The following is a 20,892-nucleotide window of genomic DNA, read 5'->3' as shown; positions in this document are numbered from 1 at the left end:
CGGTAGCGTAGCGTGAAAACCATTGCGATCACGAGCGGGTCTTCCGCACTCATTTTCATGTTCCTGGTTTTAGCCGACGCCGTATTGGCCTTCCATCTGGCCTTTATCCTGTTCGTCTGCCTTGGCGCGCTGTTGGCGCTGAAGTGGCGCTGGATTCCCTGGCTGCAATGGCCGGCCGCGGCCTGGGGCATGTTTGTCGAGGCAAGCGGGTGGATTTGCCCGCTGACGTCCATCGAAAACGACTTTCGCATGCGTGCCGGGGAGGCTGCCTATCAAGGCGACTGCATCGGGCATTACCTCACCGCCACGATCTACCCGGATGGATTGACCAGGCCGATCCAGTGCGTGCTTGGCGCGATCGTGCTGGTCGTTAATGTATCCATCTATGCCTGGTTGCTGTACAGAGGATCCAAGCATCGCCCTTGATCGATGGCGTATGCTTGCGCGCGGGACGCATCACTCAACGAGCATGCCATGCTGATTGTCGGAAGCTGCCATTGCGGAAACATCACTTTCACGCTGTATTGGGCGCCTGACCCCAAAGAGATTCCGGCACGCGCTTGCAGCTGTACGTTCTGCCGCAAACATGGCGGCGTATGGACCTCGTATCAACCGGGTTTGTTGCAAGTGAAGGAAAAGAATCCTGCACAGATATCGCGCTATGCGTTCGGCACGGAAACAGCCGATTTTCATATCTGCACAAAATGCGGCGTGGTGCCGTTGGTGACCAGCACAATCGATGGCCGCACGTATGCCGTGGTGAACGTCAATACATTCGAGAACGTGAATGCCGCGCTGCTGCGTAGGGATTCATCCAACGTCGAGGGCGAAAGCACGGATGATCGTTTGTCGCGGCGTAAACGAAACTGGATTGCAGACGTACGGTTTCTGTAGGTCGGGTTAGGGCCAATGGCACTAACTTAGGCTGCGCATCGCTTGAATACGACGAAAATCTTCAATCGTCGTCCCGGCGAAAGCCGGAACCCAGTGACTTTTTTGGCGCCCAAAGTCACTAGGCCCCGGCTTTCGCCGGGGCGACGATGCATAAGTCAGTGCCATTGGGTTTAGCACCGCGAAACCCAATCCACGCGAGACGTCAGCTCCGCCGCAATGCGCGGTGTGCAATGTCCTTGCGGCAGAACGCGCCATCGAAGTGAATCTTCTTGATGCCGTCGTAGGCATGTTCGCGCGCGGCGGCAATGTCCTTGCCCAGCGCACAAACCGTCAGCACACGACCGCCTGCGGTGATCACCTGGCCTTGCGCATCGAGCCTGGTACCGGCGTGGAAAACTTTCACATCCGCACCAACATCCGCACCCAAGCCGTGAATCACGTCGCCCGTCTTCACCTTGGCCGGATAGCCACTCGCCGCCATCACCACGCCAATCGATGGACGCGCATCCCATTGCACGTATGTGCGGTGCAACTCGCCATCCAGCGCGGCTTCGATCAGATCGACGAAGTCGGATTTCAAACGCAGCATGATCGGTTGCGTTTCCGGATCGCCAAAGCGTACGTTGAATTCGATCACCTTGGGTGCGCCGTGCTTGTCGATCATCAGGCCGGCATAAAGGAAGCCGATGAACGGCGCCCCTTCGGCAGCCATGCCACGCAGTGTCGGCTCGATCACTTCCTTGAGGATGCGTTTTTCCACTTCCGGCGTTACCACTGGCGCCGGCGAGTACGCACCCATACCGCCGGTGTTGGGGCCAAGGTCGTTGTCGTCGCGACGCTTGTGGTCCTGGCTGCTGGCCATCGGCAGCGCGTGCGAGCCATCGCTCATCACGATGTAGCTGGCCTCTTCGCCTTCCAGGAATTCCTCGATCACGACGCGCGCGGAAGCATCGCCGAACGCGTGTGCGCCGAGCATGTCATGCAGTGCCAGTTCGGCATCGCTCAGGGTGAGCGCCACGACAACGCCCTTGCCCGCCGCCAAGCCATCGGCCTTGATGACGATGGGTGCGCCGCGTTCGCGCACATAGGTGAGCGCTTTGTTGAGTTCGGTGAACACCGCGTAATGCGCGGTGGGAATGTTGTGGCGGAGCAGGAAATCCTTGGCGAACGCCTTGGAGCCTTCCAGTTGCGCGGCGATGGCGCGCGGCCCGAAGATGCGCAAGCCGGCGGCACGGAACTTGTCGACCACGCCGGCCACCAGCGGCACTTCCGGACCGACCACGGTCAGCTCGACTTTCTCGGCCTTGGCGAGCTTGAGCAGGCCATCGATATCGGTAACGGTGACATCGGCATTGCGCACACCGTGCTCGCGCGCCGTACCGGCATTGCCCGGCGCCACGATCACTTCGCTCACGCGCCGCGACTGCTTGAGTTTCCACGCCAGCGCGTGCTCGCGGCCGCCGTTGCCGATCACCAGAACCTTCATGCCTGCTCCCACTGCCTGAAACCACACAAGAACGCGCATTGTAGGCTGGGATGGCAATCCCAGCACCAGCTTCGCAGGTTGGCGCTTTTGTAAGTTGGGGTGAGGCGTAGCCGAACCCCAACGCGGATATCTGCATGGCGACGTTGGGGTTCGGCTACGCCTCACCCCAACCTACTCTGCGTTTCAGGTGTGCAGCATGGCGAGCAAGGCCGCCCGCGGCAGTTTGCCGGTTTCGTTGCGCGGCAGGCATTCCACCAGCCGCAACGGACGCGGCAGGAATACCGGATCGATCGAGATGCGCAGGGCATCCAGGATCGCGTGCTCATCAAGGCCGGGCGCCACCGCCAGCGCCGCAATGCGCCGCACGCCGATCGCGTCCGCCTCGTCCAACTGGAACACCACCCCGTCTTCCACGCCGGGAATGGCGAGCAGGCGCCGAGTGAGATCGCCCAGTGACGCGCGCTTGCCGGCGATCTCCAGCAGATCGGCATGCCGCCCGCGCAGTTCGAAGCGGCGGCCTTCGTCGTGCAGGCTCACGATGTCCGCCAACACGGTGGGTACGTCAAGCTGTGGCGCTTCGATCTGCGTGCCATCCGGTTGCGGATGGAGATGCACGCCGTGGTACAGCGACCAGCGTTCGTCGGCCGTTACGCGTCGCGAAGCAAACGCGCAGGTTTCGGTGGAGCCGAATACCTCCAGCAACGGCGCCTGGAAACGCTGCTCGGCCTGCGCCGCCAGCTCGGTCGGCATCGGCGCGGTGGCGGAAAGCATCGCCGCCAACGGTGGCAGGTTCACGCCGGAGGCAACCAGCGCACGCAAATGCACCGGCGTGGTGACCAGCACGCGCGGTGCAGGCATCTGTTCCAGGGCGGTGGCGATGTCGGCCGGAAAGAACGGGCGGCCCGAATGCACCTGCACATCGCCCAGCAACGGCAACAGGATCGACATTTCCACGCCGTAGATATGCTGCGGAGGCACGGTGGCCACCACCGAGAATTGCTCGCCCACCATATGCTGCAGCATGCGCAGATTGCCGGCCGTACTCGCGTGGAAACTGCGCCAGCTTTTGGCGTTCGCACGCGGCGTACCGGTGGAGCCGGAGGTATAGCCCACCGCGACCGTTTGCAGAGCCGGGATCGCCGGCCAGCCTATGTCGGCGGCGACGGTTTCATCCACCGGCAGCGGCGGCAGCACGTGGAAGCGCTGTGGGGCCGGGTGCAATGGTTGGTCGCCGACGGCGTGGCAGCCCGGGTGTGCGGCCATCACTTCTTCTACTGCCTGCGGTGCGCGCGATGGCGGCAACAAATTGGCCTGGCCGCGTAGTGCGATGGCGCAAAAGGCGACCAGGAAGGCATAGCGGTCTTCGCACAAGTTCACCGCGGCAGATGATTCGGGCAGTTGCGCGGCGACACGCTCCACGTGCGCCACGAATTGCGCGGCCGTGATCGCCTGGCCTTCGTGCAAGGCCACCACGCGTTGCGGATCGTCCACCTTCAACAGGGGCAGCAGCCGTCCCGCTTCATCGCGCTGATAGGTGTCGTAGACGATTGCCACACGCAGACTCCTGGTTGCTACCCAAGCAAACCCCTCACCGGCCAGATTGGTCGGTCGTACCGGTATTCGGGATTTGCCCCTCATCCTCGCGCTGACGGCTGAATCGGCGCCCACCGCGTCGTGGCCGTGTTCTACGGGATTCAGCTTCGGATGATAGCGCCAGTGAGTGCATCGCGGATGGTGGTGGGCTGGGATGCGCCACCTAGCGGAGCGTCCACGATGCCATCCAGCCTGTCGCCAAAATATGACGCGACGGTCGCCAGGTCGCGTGCCGGCGGCTGGCCGTGCGGATTGGCGCTGGTGGAGACCAAGGCACCGCCAAAGGCACGGCACAACGCAGCGGCCGGACCATGCGCCGTAACGCGCAGGGCAATACCGTCGTGCTCGCCTGCCACCCATGCCGGCACGTCGGCGCTACGCGGAAACACCCACGTGAACGGACCGGGCCAGCTGGCGCGGACCTGGGCCAGCACGCCCTGCGGCACCTTCGTCATGTCGACGTAGCGTGTGATCTGCGCGACATCGGCGGCAATCAACAGCACACCCTGCGTGGCGGGGCGTTGCTTGAGCGCGAAGATGCGCTCGAAGGCGGTGCGGTTGTGTGGGTCGCAACCGAGCCCAAAGACGGCTTCGGTGGGATAGGCGATGACGCTGCCGTTGCGCAGGAGATCGGCGGCATCGTCGAGTTCGGCGATGGCGTAGTGCTTGGGCATGTGCCTTTGTTTTCCTTACCCGGAAAAGCTCAGAAAAACCTCGCGTTCGTCGCGCCGGCGAAAGCCGGTGCCCAGCGACTTTCTGGATCCTCAAAGTCACTGGGCCCCGGCGTTCGCCGGGGCGACGAGGCTCAAGTCAGTGCCATTGGCCTCAAGCCCCGGCTTTCTTGGCAGCGGCCTTCTTCGCAGCCTTCTTGGTTGCCGTCTTTTTCACCGCAGTCTTCTTGGCCAGCACTTTCTTGGTCGCCGTCTTCTTCGCCGCAGCCTTCTTTGCGGCAGGCGCCTTCGTCGCCGCCGACTTTTTACCGAAACGCCCCTTCTTCACCGGCGCCGCCGCCAGCAATTCCAGGCACTGCGTTTCGGTCAGTTCCTTCGGCTCCTGGTCCTTCGGGATGCGCGCATTCTTGTCACCATCGGTGATGTACGGACCATAGCGGCCGTTGAGCACTTGCACGCCGTTGCCGAAATCCTTGATCACGCGATTGGCCAGCAGCTCGAGCTTTTCCTGCACGATCTGCAACGCGCGTGGCAATTCGACGGTGTAGGGATCGTCTTCGGCTTTCAGCGAGGCATACGTGCTGCCCTGCTTCACGAATGGGCCGAAGCGGCCGATGCCTACGCTTACTTCGTCGCCGTTCTCGGCATGCCCCAGCTTGCGCGGCAGCTTGAACAGTTCCAGCGCTTCGTCGAGCGTGATGGTGTGCATGCTCTGGCCGGGGCGCAACGAGGCGAACTGCAGTTTTTCGTCGGTGTCCTTGTCGCCGATCTGCGCATACGGTCCATAACGGCCGAGGCGCACGGAAATCGGCTTGCCGCTCTTCGGATCGGTACCCAGTTCGCGCGCACCAGTGGCTTCGCTGCGGTCGACCGATTCGGTCTTTTCTTCCACCTGCTGCTTGAACGGCTCCCAGAAGCGACGCATCAGCGGCACCCACGCTTCTTCGCCGCGGCTTACCGCGTCGAGTTCGTCTTCGAGGCGCGCGGTGAAGTCGTAGTCGACGTATTGGGTGAAGTGCTGGGTAAGAAACTTGCTCACCGCGCGGCCGACGTCGGTGGGACGGAAGCGGCGGTTGTCCAACAGCACGTATTCGCGATTCTGCAGCACCTGGATGATGCTGGCGTAAGTGGAGGGACGGCCGATGCCGTATTCCTCCAGCGCTTTCACCAGGCTGGCTTCGGAATAGCGCGGCGGCGGTTCGGTGAAGTGCTGGTCGGCCAGGATGTCGCGCAGCGGCACCTGCTCGCCCTTGCTCAGCCGCGGCAAGCGGCGGCCTTCGTCGTCATCCTCGGCGCTCTTCTGATCGCGACCTTCTTCGTACACGGCGAGGAAGCCCGGATCGACCACGGTGGTACCGGTGGCACGGAAAGCGGCGTCGCCACCCTTCACGTGTTTGAGATCGAAATCCACCGACACGGTGTTCAAGGTGGCGTGGATCATCTGGCAGGCGACGGTACGCTTCCAGATCAGCTCGTACAGCTTGCGCTGGTCGTCGTTGAGGAACGGGGCGACTTCGCGCGGCGTGCGCATGGCCGAGGTCGGGCGGATCGCTTCGTGTGCTTCCTGCGCGTTCTTGGACTTGGTGCGATACACCTGCGCGTGATCGGGGACCGCCTTGCTGCCGAAGTCGCGCGCGATGAGCTGGCGCAATTCATCCACTGCTTCGCCCGACAGCGCCGTGGAGTCGGTACGCATGTAGGTGATCAGGCCGACGTTGCCTTCGCTGCCCAGGCTCACGCCTTCATACAGACCCTGCGCGATTTTCATCGTACGAGTGGTGCCGAAACCGAGCTTGCGCGCGGCTTCCTGCTGCAAGGTGGACGTGGTGAACGGCGGCGCGGGACGGCGCTTGCGTTCCTTGCTGCCGACGTCGCTGACGGTGAGCTGGCCGTGCGCGGCTTCCTTCAGTGCCGCGCGCGCGGCCATCGCGTCGGCTTCGTTGGTGAGGTCGAACTGCTCGAACTTCTTGCCGTGCAGCTTGGTGAGGCGCGCGCTGAAGTCGCCTTCGGCGTGCTTGAGCTGTGCTTCCACCGTCCAGTATTCGCGCGCCACGAAGGCTTCGATTTCTTCCTCGCGCTCCACGATCATGCGCAGCGCCGGGCTCTGCACGCGGCCGGCGGACAGGCCGCGCTGCACTTTGCGCCACAGCACCGGCGAGAGATTGAAGCCGACGAGGTAGTCCAGCGCGCGACGCGCCTGCTGCGCGTCCACCATGTCGTGCGAGAGGTTGCGTGGCGTGGCCACGGCGGCCTTGATCGCGCGCGGCGTGATTTCGGAGAACACCACGCGATGCAGTTTCTTGCCATCGACCAGGCCGCGCTCCTTGAGGATCTCGCTGATGTGCCAGCTGATCGCCTCGCCCTCGCGATCCAAGTCGGTCGCCAGATAGATGTCGTCGGCCGCCTTCGCTGCCTTGGCGATCGCGTCGACGTGTTTCTCGTTACGCTCGATCACCTCGTACTTCATGGCGAAGTTGTGCTCGGTGTCGACCGCGCCTTCTTTGGGCAGCAGGTCGCGCACGTGGCCATAGGAAGCCAGGACCTGGAAGTCCTTGCCGAGGTACTTGTTGATCGTCTTGGCCTTGGCCGGCGACTCGACGATGAGCAGATTCTTTGCCATGTGGCGTGGGGTTCCCGAAGTCCTTCTGCAGCCGTTGCTGAACGGCCGTCTATTTATAGTTAGGAGCACGCCGGCTTGATGGCTGTCAAGCTGGCATGCGTGAAAACGCGGTGTAGCCCGCCTTTCGGGCGGCTCCCTTAGAGCCCCGGCAGCCGTTGGTAGCGGCCGCCCGGCAACCCTTCCACACAACCTTCCAGCTCCAGCATGAGCAGCATGGATGACAATTCGGCGGCACGCTGTCCGGTGCGCTCCGCCAGCTCATCCAGAGCCAGAGGATCGTGACCGAGCACCTCCAGCAGCTGTCGGTACGCCGGATCGTCGCGCCAGCCGCCAGCCGCTTTCCTGGCGCTTCCAGCCGCAGGCGACGGCGACTGCTCCAGGCGCAGAGCCAGCTCCGCCCCCAGCGCCCGCGCGGCAAGAACCAGGGTTTCGGCGACTTCCGATGCGCTCTCGACCAGCCGCACGCCATCCCGGATCAGCCGGTGGCAGCCGCGGGCGAGCGGATTATGGATGGAACCGGGCACGGCGAATACCTCCCGCCCCTGCTCGCCGGCCAGCCGGGCGGTGATCAGCGAGCCTGACTGCAATCCCGCCTCGATCACCACCGTGCCGAGCGACAGCCCAGCGATGATGCGGTTGCGACGCGGAAAGTGATCCGCGCGCGCCGCCGTGCCCGGCGGGAACTCGCTGACCAGCGCCCCCTGCGCCTGGACTCGCGCGGACAGGTCGCGATGCTTGCGCGGATAGACCAGGTCCGGCCCGGTGCCGATCACGGCAACGGTGGGCCGGTCTGCGGCCAGCGCTGCCTCATGTGCCGCGCCATCGATGCCATCAGCCAAGCCGCTGGTGATGACGAAACCCGCCTGCGCCAGGTAGCGGGCGAAGGCCTGGGCGTTGCTCTTGCCGGCCGTGCTCGCACTGCGCGCACCGACGATCGCGACCTGCGGATGAAGCAGCAGGCTGGCATCGCCGGCCACGAACAGCGCGGCGGGCGGCTGCGGGATGGTTTCCAGTTGCGGCGGGAAGTCCGCCTCCGTGCAGCGCAATAGCCGATGGTTCGGCTCTCGCAACCAAGCCAGATCGGCGGCAATGCGCGCCTCGTCCGGCCGCTCCAGCCAAGCCTGCGCCTTGGGGTCCACCGTTGCTGGATGGCGCCTCAGCTGCGCGACGACTTCGCCGATGCGCCCGTCCGCAGCGACGAGGCGCTCGCGCAATCCACCCGGCCCCAGTCCCGGTGTGCGCAGGGCCAGCAACCAGTCGCGCAGTTCCGCTTGCTCGTTCATGCGGCGAGTCTACGCGAGGCCGAAAACGACGACGGCGCGGGATGTCCGCGCCGTCGTGTGAGCTTTGTTTTGTGGAGAATGCGGGAGTTATTCCGGCAACCGGATACGCGCGCCCTTCTGCACCGGCTTCAGGCCATCCATCACCAGGCCATAGCTCACGCGATCGAAGGTGCGGAACACCATCACGTGGCCGACATACTCGTCGGGCAGCTTCACCCAGGTATGGCTGTCGCGCATCCAGCTGCTGTGGTTGACGTCGTCCGGTACTTTTTCACCCGGCTGCCACAGCGAGAAGGTCATGCCGTTGTCCACGCCATCCTTCGCACCCACCGACAGCACCACCACGTCGTACGGACCGACCTGGGCGAGATGCTCCTGCGCATAGGCAATCACGCGGCCGTTTTCCGGCAGGGCCTTCGGCGGATGCGGGTAGTAGTAGGGATCGTACGGATTCTCGTCGACCGGCATCAGGCGGTCGCCGGCGCGAATTTCCATGGTCGAATTGAGCAGCAGCAGCGTGGCCGGATCACCACCGCGCAGCACTTCCGCCTGGCCGATCACGGCTACTTCCATGCCCAGCGTCTTGCCACGGAAGGTGTGGTTGGGTGTGACGTGGTCGAGATCGGTGGCCCACTCCTCGATCCACGGCGTGTCGGTCGTCGCCACGTCGGCATCGGCGACGTTGGCCGCCATGTTGTCGCTCTGCGCGGCCTCATCACCACCGTAGCTGCGGAACACATGCGTGGGACGCACGATCGCCCAGCGCTGGCCAGGCTGCGCGTTGAGCTTGCGCACGTAGATGTTCTTGCCCGGCGTACCGTCCAGACCGGCTTCTTCGAAACCCATCACGTACGGGGCATCCTTCACCTCGCTCGGATCGACCACGCGCGTGTCTTTCAGGAACTGCTTGATCTGGTCGAGCGGCACTGCGGGGATGGCTTCGCCTTCGCGATGCACCGCCGGCTCCAGGCGCAGCGAGGGTCCGCCGTTGACGAAGGACAGATCCAGCACGTCACCCGGATAAATCAGGTGCGGATTGCGAACCTGCGGATTGGCCTGCCAGATTTCCGGCCACAGCCAGGGCTTCGAAAGGAAGCGCGCGGAGATGCCCCACAAGGTGTCACCACGACGCACGGTATAGCTGTCGGGGTGATCGGCACGCAGATGAGTACCGGCCGCATAGACGGCCACGGTGACCAGCATGCCGGCCAGCAGCCCGATGGACTTTCTGATCATAAACGGGAATCCCCCTCCCCTACGCTCGGGCGAGTGTAACCGAAGCATTAACTCAAGCAACACCGCGCCAGTTGGCAAAATCGTGCGCCGACAGCACGTTGAAGCACGTACAATATCCACATTCTAGACCGCGGCCGGGGTGGCTTTTTACCAATTCGCCCGCATTTCCGGCGTCCGAGGTGAGCATCCATGTCTGTCCTGACCATACTTGAATTCCCCGACCCGCGACTGCGCACCAAGGCTGCACCAGTCACCGAGTTCGACGCCGCATTGAAGCAGTTCGTCGATGACATGTTCGAGACCATGTATGACGCCAATGGCGTCGGACTGGCCGCCACCCAGGTAAACGTGCACAAGCGCGTGCTGGTGGCCGACATGAGCGAGGAGCGCAACCAGCCGCTGGCGCTGATCAATCCCGAGATCCTTGAGAAAGACGGTACCCAGGTGTACCAGGAAGGTTGTCTGTCCTTCCCCGGCATTTTTGCCGACGTCACCCGCGCGCTGAAAGTAAAGGTCCGCGCGCAGGACGTGGAAGGCAAAACCTTCGAGCTGGACGTGGAAGGCCCGCTGGCGGTGTGCATCCAGCATGAAATGGATCACCTGGCCGGCAAGGTGTTCGTGGATTACCTGTCGCCGCTGAAGCGCTCGATCCTGCTCAAGCGCCTGGAAAAACAGCGCAAGCAGGCCGCGAGCGCGTGAGAGTTGTCTTTGCAGGTACCCCGGAATTCTCCGTCCCCTGCCTCGAAGCCTGCCGCGCCAGCGGTGCCGAGGTCGTCGCCGTCTACACGCAACCTGATCGCCCTGCCGGCCGCGGGCGCAAGCTCACGCCGAGCCCGGTGAAGCAGGCGGCGTTGGCGGCGAACATTCCGGTCGAGCAACCGGCAACACTGAAGACCGCCGAAGCGCGCGCCACGTTGGAAGCCTATCGGCCGGACCTGATGGTGGTCGTCGCCTACGGTTTGATCCTGTCGCGCAAGGTGCTGGCGATACCGCGCCTTGGCTGCTGGAACGTACACGCAAGCCTGTTGCCGCGCTGGCGTGGCGCCGCACCGATTCAACGCGCGATTCTTGCCGGTGACAGCGAATCGGGCGTCGATCTGATGCAGATGGAAGCCGGCCTCGATACCGGCCCGGTGCTGCTCGAACGTCGCACCCCGATCACGCGCGACGATACCGGTGGCTCGCTGCATGATCGGCTGTCTTTGCTGGGCGCCGACGTGCTTACCGAAGGCTTGCGCCGCACGCTTGCGGGCGAGACCTTGCATGCCACACCGCAGTCGGACGAAGGCGTGATGTACGCGCACAAGCTGGAGAAGGCCGAAGCGCGGCTCGATTTTTCGCGTCCGGCCTTGGCGCTCGAACGACAAGTGCGTGCCTTTGATCCATGGCCAGTGGCGGAAGGTGAGCTTGCCGGTGAGAACGTGCGCATCTGGACGGCACACGCCATTGAGCAATCACACAATGCTGCTTTCGGCAGCGTGATTGCCGCCCAACGCGATGGCATCGACATCGCTTGTGGCGAAGGCGCACTGCGCGTCACCGCCTTGCAACGCGCCGGCGGCAAACGCATCACCGCTGCCGACTACCTCAACGCCCGTCCCGAACTGCGCAGCGCCCGATGAACGACACGCGCGCCCTCGCCGCGCAAGCGCTGGCGGATATTGCACTGCGCGGCGTGTCGCTGCGCGAAGCCTTGGATCAACGCGCGCCGAAACTGCGTGATCCACGCGATCGCGCCTTGCTGACAGCACTGCTCAGCGACGGCGCACGCTGGTGGCTGCGTTTCGATGCGGCGCTCGATCGCCTGCTCGACAAGCCGCTGCGCCGCAAGGAACCGGAAGTCCATGCGTTGTTAGTGCTCGGCCTGGTGCAATTGGAAATCCTGCAATTGCAGGATTACGCCGCCGTCGCCGCAACCGTGGAAGCCACGCGCACCCTCAACCGTCCACGCCTGGCCGCACTTGCCAACGCCGTGCTGCGCCGTTGGCAACGCGAGCGAACCACCTTGCTCGCCGAACTGGATGCACAGCCGCAAACGCGTTACGCCATGCCGCCATGGCTGGTGCAGGCCATCACTGCCGATTGGCCGGCGCAGGCCGATGCCGTGCTTGCCGATAGCGATCGCGAACCGCCGCTGATGCTGCGCGCGAATCGCCGCCGTACATCGCGCGATGCGCTGATCGAACAACTCCGCGCCGCCGGCTACAGCGCCGATGCACATCCCTGGATGACCGACGGCATCGTGCTGCCGCATAGCAGCGACGTCACGCGCATGCCCGGTTTTGCACAAGGCTTGTTCGCCGTGCAGGATGGCGCCGCGCAAGTGTCGGCAGATCTGGCCGACGTGCGCGACGGCCAACGCGTGCTGGATGCCTGCGCTGCGCCGGGCGGCAAAGCCTGCCATCTGCTGGAACGCGCTGACGTCGCGTTGACGGCCGTCGAGTTCGATGCCGCCCGCGCCGCGCGCATTCGCCAGAACCTGGAACGGCTCGGCCTGCAGGCGGAGCTGCGCATTGGCGACGCCGGCGATCCTTCCGCCTGGTGGGACGGCAAACCTTTCGATCGCATCCTGATCGACGCCCCCTGTTCCGCCACCGGCGTGCTGCGCCGTCGACCGGACGTGCGCCTGCATCGGCGCGCCAGCGACATCGCGGCGCTGGTCGCGCAGCAGCAGCGGATTCTTGCTGCACTGTGGCCGCTGCTGGCCCCGGGTGGAAAGCTCGTTTACGTCACCTGTTCGCTGTTGCGCGCGGAGAACGAAGCGGTGATCGCCTCGTTCCTGACTGGCCACGATGACGTGCGGATCGCACCGATGTCATTGCCGGTCGGCCAAGCTGCCACCGTCGGCTGGCAGATCCTGCCCGGCGATGGCGATCTCGACGGCATGTACTATGCCGTGCTTGAACGTCGCTGACGCCGCTTTTCTCCCTCTCCCCTCCAGCGAGAGGGCCGGGGTGAGGGGCGAATCTTGCGACGAGCTGTATTCCTCCAACAAGCTTTATTGAAAATGTCACGCAGGTAATGGGATCTATGGCAAGCGCGGCCCCTCACCCCGGCCCTCTCCCCGGAGGGGAGAGGGGGCAAAAATCAGCTGACCGAAACTTCTGGCTCCTCGCCTTCTTCGCCATCCTGATCCTCAGCGTCGGCATCGGCCTGCGCGATCCCTGGCCTTCCGACGAACCCCGCTACACGCTCGCCGCGAAGCAAATGGTGGAAAGCGGCGACTGGCTGTTCCCGCATCGCGGCGTCGAACTCTACGCCGACAAACCACCCATGCTGATGTGGCTGGAAGCGGCCAGCTTCGAAGTGACACGCAGCTGGCGCGTCGCCTTCATCCTGCCGTCGATCCTCGCTGCGCTAGCTACGCTGTGGTGCATCTACGACCTCGGCCGGCGCTTGTGGAACCCGAAGGTTGGCCGATACGCGGCGTGGGGTGCATTGATGTGCATCCAGTTCGTGTTCCAGGCGAAGCGTGCACAGATCGATCCCTTGGTGGTGTTCTTTATCACCGCGGCGAACTGGGGTTTATTGCGCCATCTACTGTGTGGGCCGGACTGGCGCTTGTACTGGTTCGGCTGCTTCTGCGCCGGGCTTGGCGTCATCACCAAAGGCGTGGGCTTTCTCGCCGTACTGATGCTGCTGCCTTATGTATGGGCGGCGGTGCGCCGCTGGAATGGCATCGCCGCGATCGATAACGGCAAATGGTGGCGCTGGCTGCTTGGCCTGGTGTTCCTGCTACTGGCGATCGATCTCTGGCTGATCCCCATGCTGCTGGCCGCACGCGCGCACGCCGGCGATCCGATTTATGCGGCGTACGTGCACAACATCCTGTTCAAGCAGACCGCGCATCGCTATGCCAATGCATGGCATCACCTGCACGGGCCGTTTTTCTACTTGCCGTTGATGGTCTACAACTGGCTGCCGCTGTCGCTCACCTATCCCGGCACGCTGCCGCGCTGGTGGCAAGCGCTGAGGGCGAAAGATGCGCGCATCCTGCTGCCGCTGGGCTGGATCGTGCTGGTGTTGCTGTTCTTCAGCGCTTCGGGCGGCAAGCGCGACGTGTATATCCTGCCGATCGTGCCGATGCTGGCGCTGATCACGGCGCCCTATCTGGACGAGATGCTCACCAAGCGCTGGCTGCGCGCGCTGGGCGCAATCTTCCTGCTGCTGATTGGCAGCTGCATGCTCGGCCTCGGCCTGTATGCCTTGATGGCGCATCCGGCGTTCGCCACCAAGCTTGCCTACGATCGTGGCTTCGAAGGCCCCGCGAATAGCCTGTGGTGGATGTGCATCGTGATCGGTGCCGCGCAATGGCTGGCGCTGGCGATCTTCCGGTTGCGTCGTGTGCATTACGCCGTGGCTGGCGGCATGGTCGCGTTGTGGATGGTGTGGGGCTTGTGGGCTTATCCGTTGCTCAATGACAGCAGCTCGTCGGTCGGCTTGATGGATCGTGTCAGCGCTCACGTAGGTCCGCACGATGACATCGGTCTGGTCGACTGGAAAGAGCAGAACATGCTGATGCTCGATCGCCACGCGACCGACTTCGGCTTCAGCGCACCGACTTCCCTGCAGTTCGTGCTTGGCACGCAATGGCAAGCCGCTGCGCCGGCGACGCGCTGGCTGTTCGTGCAGGAGCCGGCGATGGGCAACTGCGTGGACCGCAGCAAGGCCATCAATGTCGGCCATGCCAATCGTCGCGACTGGTGGTTGTTCAAGGCCGATGCGGTGATCCCCAATTGCGTACCGAAGAATTCCGATGAAGCGCCGGAGCCGGAAGATGCCGCCTCCTGATCGTTGCCAGCTGATCGCACGCGACAACGGTGCCGGCCTCAGCCGCGACCTGCCGTTGCTGGCCGATGCGCTGCATCGCGCAGGATGTTCCACCCGCATCACCGGCCTGCCGCACCGCGGACGTTTCGCCGAATGGCTGACGCGCATGCAGCTGGCACGCAAACCGCCCGCGTTCGCGGTGAACGTGATGCTTGAGCGCATTCGCCCAGAATTCATTCGCGCCGCGCAACGCAACGTGCTGGTTCCGAATCCAGAATATTTCCGGCCGCAAGACAAAGCTGCATTGCCGCTGATGGATGCCGTGTGGGTGAAAACCCGGCATGCCGAGCGTCTATTCCAGGCGCTCGATGCAAAGACGCGCTACATCGGCTTTACCAGCACGGACCGCCACGATGCCAACGTTCCACGGCAGCATGCTTTTTTTCATGGCCCGGGACGCAGCGGCAACAAAGGTACGCAGGCGTTACTGGCGCTATGGCGCAAGCATCCGGAATGGCCCATGTTGACAGTGGCCTGGCGCCGCAAACGCGTGGAGATCGAACCGCTGCCTGCAAACGTCACGTTGATTCGCGAGCATCTGACTGACGCCGAATACCGCCGCCTGCAGAACGCGCATCGCTTTCATCTGTGTCCTTCGCAAACCGAAGGCTTCGGCCATTACCTGGTAGAGGCCATGAGTTGCCGCGCCGTGGTGGTAACACTGGATGCCGAGCCGATGAATGAATTGGTGACCGGCGCGCGTGGCGTATTAGTCGCTGCGCATGTGCTGGGCACGCAGGATCTGGCGACCACTTACGGCTTTACGGAAGTAGCGATGGAAGCGGCGATCGAACGTTGCTTGAACATGGATGTGGCAACCATCGAGCACGTCGGCAATGCGGCACGCGCCTGGTACGAACGCAATCACGCAGGGTTTGCTGATCGCTTGTTGGAAGCGTTGCACATCTAACGTCCGATGAGCCTCAGACGGCCGTCATGCCCTCACCGTCATTCCGGCCTTCGTGGAATAACGTCAGGGAGCACAAACGCTGCGAGAGACGTAGCACGCGTAGGTTGCGGTGAGCGAAACACGAACCCGAACATCTCCGAGAGGCCTAGATGCCATGTTGGGGTTCGGCTGTGCCTCGCCCCAACCTACGTCAATGCTCGGCAAACTCCGCCAAGTGTCGATCGATCCCCAATTCACAGCGCACCAGCTTGCGCTCGATGCTTTCCTGCAATAAACGATTGTTCGGCAAGCTCGGATCGTTTACATCTTCCTGCGCGCGCGAGTTGTGCTCGAAATGCATCGCCAGGGCGCACCACTTCAAGGCGCGGCGGCGTAAGCCGGCGTTTTCCAGCCGCACCGCCAGATCGCGATCCTCCGCACCATAGCCTTCCATGCGTTCATCGAAGCCGTTGACGCGCAGCAGGTCTTCGCGCCAGAAACTCATGTTGCAGCTCATGACGCGTCCGCCACTGCGCGAACGCGATTTCCAGCGCGCAAGCATCGGCGCACGAAACGCATAGAGGCGCTTGGTGCCATCGAACTCATGGAAGTTCGCCTTTACCCACGGCGCATACACCGGTTTGCCGCCTGCGAGCAGGCGCTGGCTTTCGGCGTGATTGGCTTTCAGGCGACCGCCCTGCAGGAAGAAACCAGGCGCCGCCAGCATCACGTGGTCCGCGATGAAGCCCGGATGGATCATCATGTCGCCATCGAGCAGGATGATGTAGTCGCCCTTGCTCGCCGCGATGCCACGATTGCGCGCGCGCGCAGCACGGAACCCTAAGTCTTCCTGCCAGATGTGCTTCAACGGCACCGGAAAGGTTTTGCGCGCCCGCTCGATAACCGCGGTCGTTTCCGGACCGGAGCCGTCATCGGCAATCAGTACCTCGTCCGGCGGCCGCGTTTGCGCCGCGACGCTTTCCAACGTGCGAGCCAGTGCCGTCGGCCAGTTATAGGTGATGATGATCAGCGAGACTTTCATGTGGGGCGCATCGCGCGCCGGCCCAGCAGGGTGCTCAAGGCCAACGGCAGCCAGGTGATCAACCAGCCGGGGCGCGGACTGTCGAGCAGATGCGGCAGATCGAATTGCACGGCCACGGATGCAAACACCCACAAGCCGAATACCAGCAGGCCAAGCTCATCTCGCCGATGACGCCACGCGCGCCAGCCCAGCGCCAGCCAGATGCCCACCCACAGCAGCAACGCCGGCGCCCCCAGTTCGATCACCAGCTGCGCGAACATGTTGTGCGCATGATCGAGTGTTTCGTTACCAGCCTCGATGGTGAACGGCGTGCCTTGTCCAAGCCCGCGCAAAGGATGCTGCAGGAACATCTCCAGCGACTTGGCGAATATCTGCGGCCGCAGCGACCAGCCGCGCTCCATCAATACTTCGAAACCCAGCCCCACGCCGAGCGCGCCCAGCAGACAGATCACCCCGGCATAGATCCAGGCGCGACGATCGCCACGGCAAACCACCATCGCCATCAGCGCCGCAAACAAGGCACCCCAGGCACTGCGCGTGAAGGTAAGCAGCACAAACAAGGCCAGCACGCTGATCGCCATCCATTTGGCGACCAGCCAACCCCAATGCTCGACCCGCCACGGCCATAGCCAGATCAAGGCAGCGCCCATGCCAGCCGCCGCCAGATTGGCATTGGCCATCACGCCAATGCCGATCAGGCGCCCGTCGGTGGGCGGATGCAGCGCGAAGCTCACCATGTTTACCACCGCCATGGCCGCGAACACGAAGCTGCAACCGGTCAGCAGCCAGCGCGTGCGCACTTCGTTGCCACCGAAAACCCATTGGCATGCGATCAGGAACAACAGCACGCTGAGATTGCGCGCCGCTTCATCGCCGCGATGCGGCGCGTGGCTCCACGACAGTGAAATCCATCCCCAGACCAGCAATGCGATCGCCCACGGCATCAGCGGCAACTTGCAGAACTCGAGCAAGCGCCGCGGGCGCATGGCGATCAACACCAGCGTCGGCAACCACATCGTCAGCGCCAGCAGGACCTGGTAGGCCTTGCTGGGGTTGTAGGAAACACCAGCCGGCATCACCGCCATGCCGATGATCAACCACGCCATGCCCGCGATCAGCAGGCGCCGGATCCAGCGCACTGCCGTGCTATCGCCGGCTTCCGCCCATGCTTCCAGCCACAGCGTGCCGCGTGAAGGTGCCGTCATGCGTGCTCGCCCCGCGGCGCGCGCAGATCCGTCGCCGGTGAGCGGACGAAATCTGCCAGATGGGCGTCGAGACCGAATTCACTGCGCACGAGGTGCTGTTCCTTGCTGGCAAACAAAAGCTTGTTATTGGGTAATTCCGGATCGGCCGGGTCCATGCTCGACACCGACTTGTGCTCCAGGTGCAACGCCAACGCCGCGAACTTGATCTGCGCCCGCCGCAGGCCCGCGTTGCGTAGCCGGATATCGATTTCCAGGTCTTCGCTGCCGTAGCCGTGCATGCGTTCGTCGTAACCGTTGACGCGAATCAGGTCCTCGCGCCAGAAGCTCACGTTGCAACCCATCGGATGGCCGGTGGAGCGCGACTTGATTCTGGCCAGCCATGGCAGGCGCAAGGTGTGGTGACGACGGCCGAAGTGCCACGTGCTGCGGTCTTTCTCATCCCGGAAATACGCGTCAACGAACCAGCCGAAGCGCGGTTGACCACCGCCGATCAAGCGCGCCGTTTCCGCCACCGTGGTGCGGATGCGCGTGCCCTGCAAAAAGCGCCCCGGCTGCGCCAGCGCCAGGTGATCTTCCACGAAGTTCGGGTGCGCCAGCATGTCGCCATCAAGCTGGATGATGTAATCGCTGTGTGCGGCGGCAATGGCGCGATTGAGAATGCGCGACTTGCGGAAACCTTCATCCGCTTGCCACACATGGCGTAACGGCACGGGAAAGGTCGTGGCGATGCTGCGCAGCAACTCGGCGGTGTCCTCGCGCGAGCCGTCATCGGCCACGATCACTTCATCCGGCAGGCGGCTTTGCCCGGCCAGGCTGCGCAGCGAGAGGGCCAGGGCCTCCTTCCAGTTATAGGTGGAGACCATGACGGTCACGCTGGCCACGGCAGATTTGGGCATGACGATCTACACATCCAGAAAAGAATCACGAACGCCGATGCATTATTTCGCCATGCGGTCGGGCAAGTTTCGAGCGCACGAGGGGCCAGTTTGTTCCGCCGTTCGCGTGGCGCGCATCTTAACGTACCCCGCCGCGCCGGAACGAAATGTGTCCGGAATGTGTGACTCCGGCCCGCGCTGCCCCTTATCGAGCGCCGCGATGAGGTATGGACCGGCTCGCGCGCCCGCTAGAATGCGCCGATGGCGTCCCTACTCCCCTTCACGCTCGTTGTGATTACCCGCAATGAAGCGCAAAAAATCGCGCGCTGCCTCGACAGCGTGCCCTTCGCCGCGGAAAAGCTGGTGGTGGACAGCGGCAGCACCGACGACACGGTGGCCATTGCTCAGGCCCATGGCGCGCGCGTGGTGCACCAGGATTGGCTGGGCTTCGGTCCGCAGCGCAACCTCGCCGCCACGCACTGCAGCCACGCCTGGATTCTTGCGCTGGATGCAGACGAATATCTCACGCCGGAACTGGCCGACGAACTGCAACGCCGCCTGCCCGCCTTGATGGAAAGCGACACGGCGGCGGTGATCCTGCGCCGGCACCTGATCTACATGGGCAAGCCGATGCGCTGGTACCGCCCCGCCGTCGGCGAAAAGATGGCGCGCTTCTACCATCGCGATCGCGCCCGCTGGAGCGATGTGCGCGTGCACGAATCGCTGCAGTTCAACGGTGCCTCGACTACTTTCCACGCACCGTTCCTGCACGACAACAACCCGAGCCTGGTGGAGAAGCAGCTCAAGGTGCTGCTGTATTCCGAATTGAAGTGCCGCGACTGGATGGACAAGAACAAGTCCACGCGCATGTGGCAGACGCCATTCGTGTTTGCACTGGCGTTCTTCAAGGATTACGTGCTGCGATTAGGGTTTCTCGATGGCTGGCGCGGCTATGCGATTGCGCAAACCGCTGCCAGCTATGCCGCCTATAAACGTATGCGCTATTACGAAATGCGCATGAATCCCGCTTCCCGTGACACCGCGGCGGCGGCATTGACCCGCAGCGGATTGGATCACTGAGATGGCCAAGCACTACCTGCTTTACGGCTCGGAACGTTACGCGCTGGCCATCCTGCGCCCGCTGCAGGATGCGATCCGCGCCCGCGGCGGCGAAACCGCCTGGTTCTTCGATGGTCCGGGCGCGGAAGATCTGGTCGAAGGCGAGCGCTTGCTCAGCGTGCGCGAAGTGCGCCAGTGGAAGCCGATCGCGGTCATCACGCCGGGTAATCATCTGCCGCACTTCTTCCCGGGCGTAAAGGTGGAAGTGTTCCACGGCTTCAATGCCGGCAAGCCACGGCATATCTATATCCGCGGTTTTTTCGATCTCTATTGCACCACCGGCCCGCGCGATACCAAGGCCTTCGGCGAACTGGCGCAAAAGCTCGGCCACTTCACGGTTACCGAAACCGGCTGGCCCAAGCTCGATCCATTCATGCGCGAGATCAGCGGCCCGCTGCCGCCGGTGCGCAAACCGCCGGTGATTCTGTATCACTCCACGTTCTCGCCATCGTGGAGCGCGGCGGAAACCTTGTATGAGGAAGTAAAACGCCTGTCGCGCGCTGGTCACTGGCACTGGATCGTGTCGTTCCATCCCAAGATGGATCCGAACACGGTGGCGAAGTACAAGGCGCTGCAGAACGACTACCTGACCTTTGCCGAGAACGACAACATTCTCGAGTTGTTTCCGCAGGTCGATATGATGTGCTCGGATACGTCATCCGCGCTCAGCGAATTCCTGCTCACCGGCAAACCGGTGGTGACGTTCAACAATCGTGCGCCCGGACCGCAGCTGATCGATATCCACGCTGCCTCCGAATTCGAGCCAGCCATCCGGCGCGCCCTGTCGCGCCCGCCGGAATTGATGCAGGCGATCAAGGCCTTCGGCGAGGCGATCCATCCGTATCACGATGGCCGCTCCAGCGAGCGCGTGGTGGATGCAATCGATGCGTTCATCGCCAAGGGTGGTCGCAATCGCAAGGCGAAGCCGGGCAACTGGTGGCGCAAGCTCAAGCTGCGCAAGCGCATCGGTTATTGGGGCCCCGCCTGAGGCCATGTAGGTTGGGGTGAGCCGAACCCCAACACCGCCATGCGCGATCACGCCGGATGTTGGGGTTCGGCATTGCCTCACCCCAACCTACGCGATAGGGGCTGCCGCGCGCGATCCGGCTAGAATCTCGCCCATCTCCAAGACGGCGCCGCCAACCGTGT

The 20,892-nt window shown here is 63.5% G+C and carries 18 protein-coding genes; 9 read left to right on the top strand and 9 right to left on the bottom strand.

Annotation, left to right across the window (positions count from 1 at the left end):
* Positions 1–12 precede the first annotated feature (12 nt).
* Positions 13–426 (top strand): DUF2784 domain-containing protein, encoded by a 414-nt coding sequence (locus tag VJR68_RS15085; protein ID WP_324148985.1) that lies wholly within the window; start codon positions 13–15, stop codon positions 424–426.
* Between the two features lie 48 nt (positions 427–474).
* Entirely contained in the window at positions 475–894 is a 420-nt protein-coding gene (locus VJR68_RS15080; protein WP_324148983.1) for a hypothetical protein, read from the top strand.
* Positions 895–1,096: 202 nt separating this feature from the next.
* Here the strand turns inward: VJR68_RS15080 and purD are convergent, their stop codons facing one another.
* From purD to VJR68_RS15050, 6 genes are all read right to left on the bottom strand, one after another.
* Positions 1,097–2,380 carry a phosphoribosylamine--glycine ligase gene (gene purD / locus VJR68_RS15075; RefSeq protein ID WP_324148981.1) on the bottom strand — a complete coding sequence of 428 codons (1,284 nt, stop codon included), beginning with the start codon at positions 2,378–2,380 and terminating at the stop codon, positions 1,097–1,099.
* Positions 2,381–2,563: 183 nt separating this feature from the next.
* Positions 2,564–3,934, bottom strand: a complete 1,371-nt coding sequence (locus tag VJR68_RS15070) for an AMP-binding protein (protein WP_324148979.1) — start codon at positions 3,932–3,934, stop codon at positions 2,564–2,566.
* 140 nt (positions 3,935–4,074) lie between these two features.
* Positions 4,075–4,647 (bottom strand): L-threonylcarbamoyladenylate synthase, encoded by a 573-nt coding sequence (locus VJR68_RS15065; RefSeq protein WP_324148977.1) that lies wholly within the window; start codon positions 4,645–4,647, stop codon positions 4,075–4,077.
* Positions 4,648–4,798: 151 nt separating this feature from the next.
* A complete protein-coding gene (locus tag VJR68_RS15060; protein WP_324148975.1) occupies positions 4,799–7,264 on the bottom strand; it encodes a DNA topoisomerase I in 2,466 nt (821 codons plus the stop codon).
* A 137-nt stretch (positions 7,265–7,401) separates the two neighbouring features.
* The gene (gene dprA, locus VJR68_RS15055) at positions 7,402–8,547 is read right to left on the bottom strand and encodes a DNA-processing protein DprA (protein WP_324148973.1); all 1,146 of its coding nucleotides are present in this window, start codon (positions 8,545–8,547) and stop codon (positions 7,402–7,404) included.
* An 87-nt stretch (positions 8,548–8,634) separates the two neighbouring features.
* Positions 8,635–9,783 (bottom strand): LysM domain-containing protein, encoded by a 1,149-nt coding sequence (locus VJR68_RS15050; RefSeq protein ID WP_324148972.1) that lies wholly within the window; start codon positions 9,781–9,783, stop codon positions 8,635–8,637.
* 189 nt (positions 9,784–9,972) lie between these two features.
* On the opposite strand from VJR68_RS15050, the gene def reads away from it, so the two are divergent.
* From def to VJR68_RS15025, 5 genes are all read left to right on the top strand, one after another.
* Positions 9,973–10,482: a peptide deformylase gene (gene def, locus VJR68_RS15045; RefSeq protein WP_324148970.1), complete on the top strand. Its 510-nt coding sequence runs from the start codon at positions 9,973–9,975 to the stop codon at positions 10,480–10,482.
* Positions 10,479–11,405: a methionyl-tRNA formyltransferase gene (fmt, locus tag VJR68_RS15040; protein ID WP_324148968.1), complete on the top strand. Its 927-nt coding sequence runs from the start codon at positions 10,479–10,481 to the stop codon at positions 11,403–11,405. The genes def and fmt overlap by 4 nt, the downstream gene beginning before the upstream one ends.
* A complete protein-coding gene (gene rsmB, locus VJR68_RS15035) occupies positions 11,402–12,697 on the top strand; it encodes a 16S rRNA (cytosine(967)-C(5))-methyltransferase RsmB (RefSeq protein ID WP_324148966.1) in 1,296 nt (431 codons plus the stop codon). The genes fmt and rsmB overlap by 4 nt, the downstream gene beginning before the upstream one ends.
* 116 nt (positions 12,698–12,813) lie before the next feature.
* On the top strand, positions 12,814–14,574 hold the full coding sequence (locus tag VJR68_RS15030; RefSeq protein WP_324148964.1) for a glycosyltransferase family 39 protein: 1,761 nt from the start codon (positions 12,814–12,816) through the stop codon (positions 14,572–14,574).
* A complete protein-coding gene (locus tag VJR68_RS15025) occupies positions 14,561–15,523 on the top strand; it encodes a glycosyltransferase (RefSeq protein ID WP_324148963.1) in 963 nt (320 codons plus the stop codon). The genes VJR68_RS15030 and VJR68_RS15025 overlap by 14 nt, the downstream gene beginning before the upstream one ends.
* Positions 15,524–15,713: 190 nt before the next feature.
* Here the strand turns inward: VJR68_RS15025 and VJR68_RS15020 are convergent, their stop codons facing one another.
* From VJR68_RS15020 to VJR68_RS15010, 3 genes are read right to left on the bottom strand one after another with little or no spacing between them, the layout of a single operon-like run.
* Positions 15,714–16,544, bottom strand: coding sequence for a glycosyltransferase family 2 protein (locus tag VJR68_RS15020; RefSeq protein WP_324148961.1), 831 nt, complete (start codon positions 16,542–16,544; stop codon positions 15,714–15,716).
* Positions 16,541–17,749, bottom strand: coding sequence for an O-antigen ligase family protein (locus VJR68_RS15015; protein WP_324148959.1), 1,209 nt, complete (start codon positions 17,747–17,749; stop codon positions 16,541–16,543). Before VJR68_RS15015 ends, VJR68_RS15020 begins: the two co-directional genes overlap by 4 nt.
* Positions 17,746–18,645, bottom strand: coding sequence for a glycosyltransferase family 2 protein (locus VJR68_RS15010; RefSeq protein WP_324148957.1), 900 nt, complete (start codon positions 18,643–18,645; stop codon positions 17,746–17,748). The genes VJR68_RS15015 and VJR68_RS15010 overlap by 4 nt, the downstream gene beginning before the upstream one ends.
* A gap of 240 nt (positions 18,646–18,885) precedes the next feature.
* Between VJR68_RS15010 and VJR68_RS15005 the strand changes: the two genes are divergently transcribed.
* Together VJR68_RS15005 and VJR68_RS15000 are read left to right on the top strand one after the other, a co-directional pair.
* Positions 18,886–19,704 carry a glycosyltransferase family 2 protein gene (locus VJR68_RS15005; RefSeq protein WP_324148955.1) on the top strand — a complete coding sequence of 273 codons (819 nt, stop codon included), beginning with the start codon at positions 18,886–18,888 and terminating at the stop codon, positions 19,702–19,704.
* Between the two features lies 1 nt (position 19,705).
* Positions 19,706–20,731, top strand: a complete 1,026-nt coding sequence (locus VJR68_RS15000) for a CDP-glycerol glycerophosphotransferase family protein (protein ID WP_324148953.1) — start codon at positions 19,706–19,708, stop codon at positions 20,729–20,731.
* Positions 20,732–20,892 lie beyond the last annotated feature (161 nt).

It is taken from the genome of Dyella sp., from assembly GCF_035277725.1.
Classification (GTDB): domain Bacteria; phylum Pseudomonadota; class Gammaproteobacteria; order Xanthomonadales; family Rhodanobacteraceae; genus Dyella_B.
Note: the sequence above shows the minus strand (reverse complement) of the source record. Positions and strands in the feature narration are given on the sequence as shown.

What these genes read in the sequence shown, in the direction of transcription:
- VJR68_RS15005 (WP_324148955.1), top strand. Translation starts at nt 18,886, where the DNA reads ATGGCGTCCCTACTCCCCTTCACGCTCGTTGTGATTACCCGCAATGAA.
- VJR68_RS15000 (WP_324148953.1), top strand. Translation starts at nt 19,706, where the DNA reads ATGGCCAAGCACTACCTGCTTTACGGCTCGGAACGTTACGCGCTGGCC.
- VJR68_RS15050 (WP_324148972.1), bottom strand. Translation starts at nt 9,783, where the DNA reads ATGATCAGAAAGTCCATCGGGCTGCTGGCCGGCATGCTGGTCACCGTG.
- VJR68_RS15010 (WP_324148957.1), bottom strand. Translation starts at nt 18,645, where the DNA reads ATGCCCAAATCTGCCGTGGCCAGCGTGACCGTCATGGTCTCCACCTAT.
- purD (WP_324148981.1), bottom strand. Translation starts at nt 2,380, where the DNA reads ATGAAGGTTCTGGTGATCGGCAACGGCGGCCGCGAGCACGCGCTGGCG.
- VJR68_RS15020 (WP_324148961.1), bottom strand. Translation starts at nt 16,544, where the DNA reads ATGAAAGTCTCGCTGATCATCATCACCTATAACTGGCCGACGGCACTG.
- rsmB (WP_324148966.1), top strand. Translation starts at nt 11,402, where the DNA reads ATGAACGACACGCGCGCCCTCGCCGCGCAAGCGCTGGCGGATATTGCA.
- VJR68_RS15015 (WP_324148959.1), bottom strand. Translation starts at nt 17,749, where the DNA reads ATGACGGCACCTTCACGCGGCACGCTGTGGCTGGAAGCATGGGCGGAA.
- dprA (WP_324148973.1), bottom strand. Translation starts at nt 8,547, where the DNA reads ATGAACGAGCAAGCGGAACTGCGCGACTGGTTGCTGGCCCTGCGCACA.
- VJR68_RS15065 (WP_324148977.1), bottom strand. Translation starts at nt 4,647, where the DNA reads ATGCCCAAGCACTACGCCATCGCCGAACTCGACGATGCCGCCGATCTC.
- def (WP_324148970.1), top strand. Translation starts at nt 9,973, where the DNA reads ATGTCTGTCCTGACCATACTTGAATTCCCCGACCCGCGACTGCGCACC.
- VJR68_RS15025 (WP_324148963.1), top strand. Translation starts at nt 14,561, where the DNA reads ATGCCGCCTCCTGATCGTTGCCAGCTGATCGCACGCGACAACGGTGCC.
- VJR68_RS15030 (WP_324148964.1), top strand. Translation starts at nt 12,814, where the DNA reads ATGGCAAGCGCGGCCCCTCACCCCGGCCCTCTCCCCGGAGGGGAGAGG.
- VJR68_RS15060 (WP_324148975.1), bottom strand. Translation starts at nt 7,264, where the DNA reads ATGGCAAAGAATCTGCTCATCGTCGAGTCGCCGGCCAAGGCCAAGACG.
- VJR68_RS15080 (WP_324148983.1), top strand. Translation starts at nt 475, where the DNA reads ATGCTGATTGTCGGAAGCTGCCATTGCGGAAACATCACTTTCACGCTG.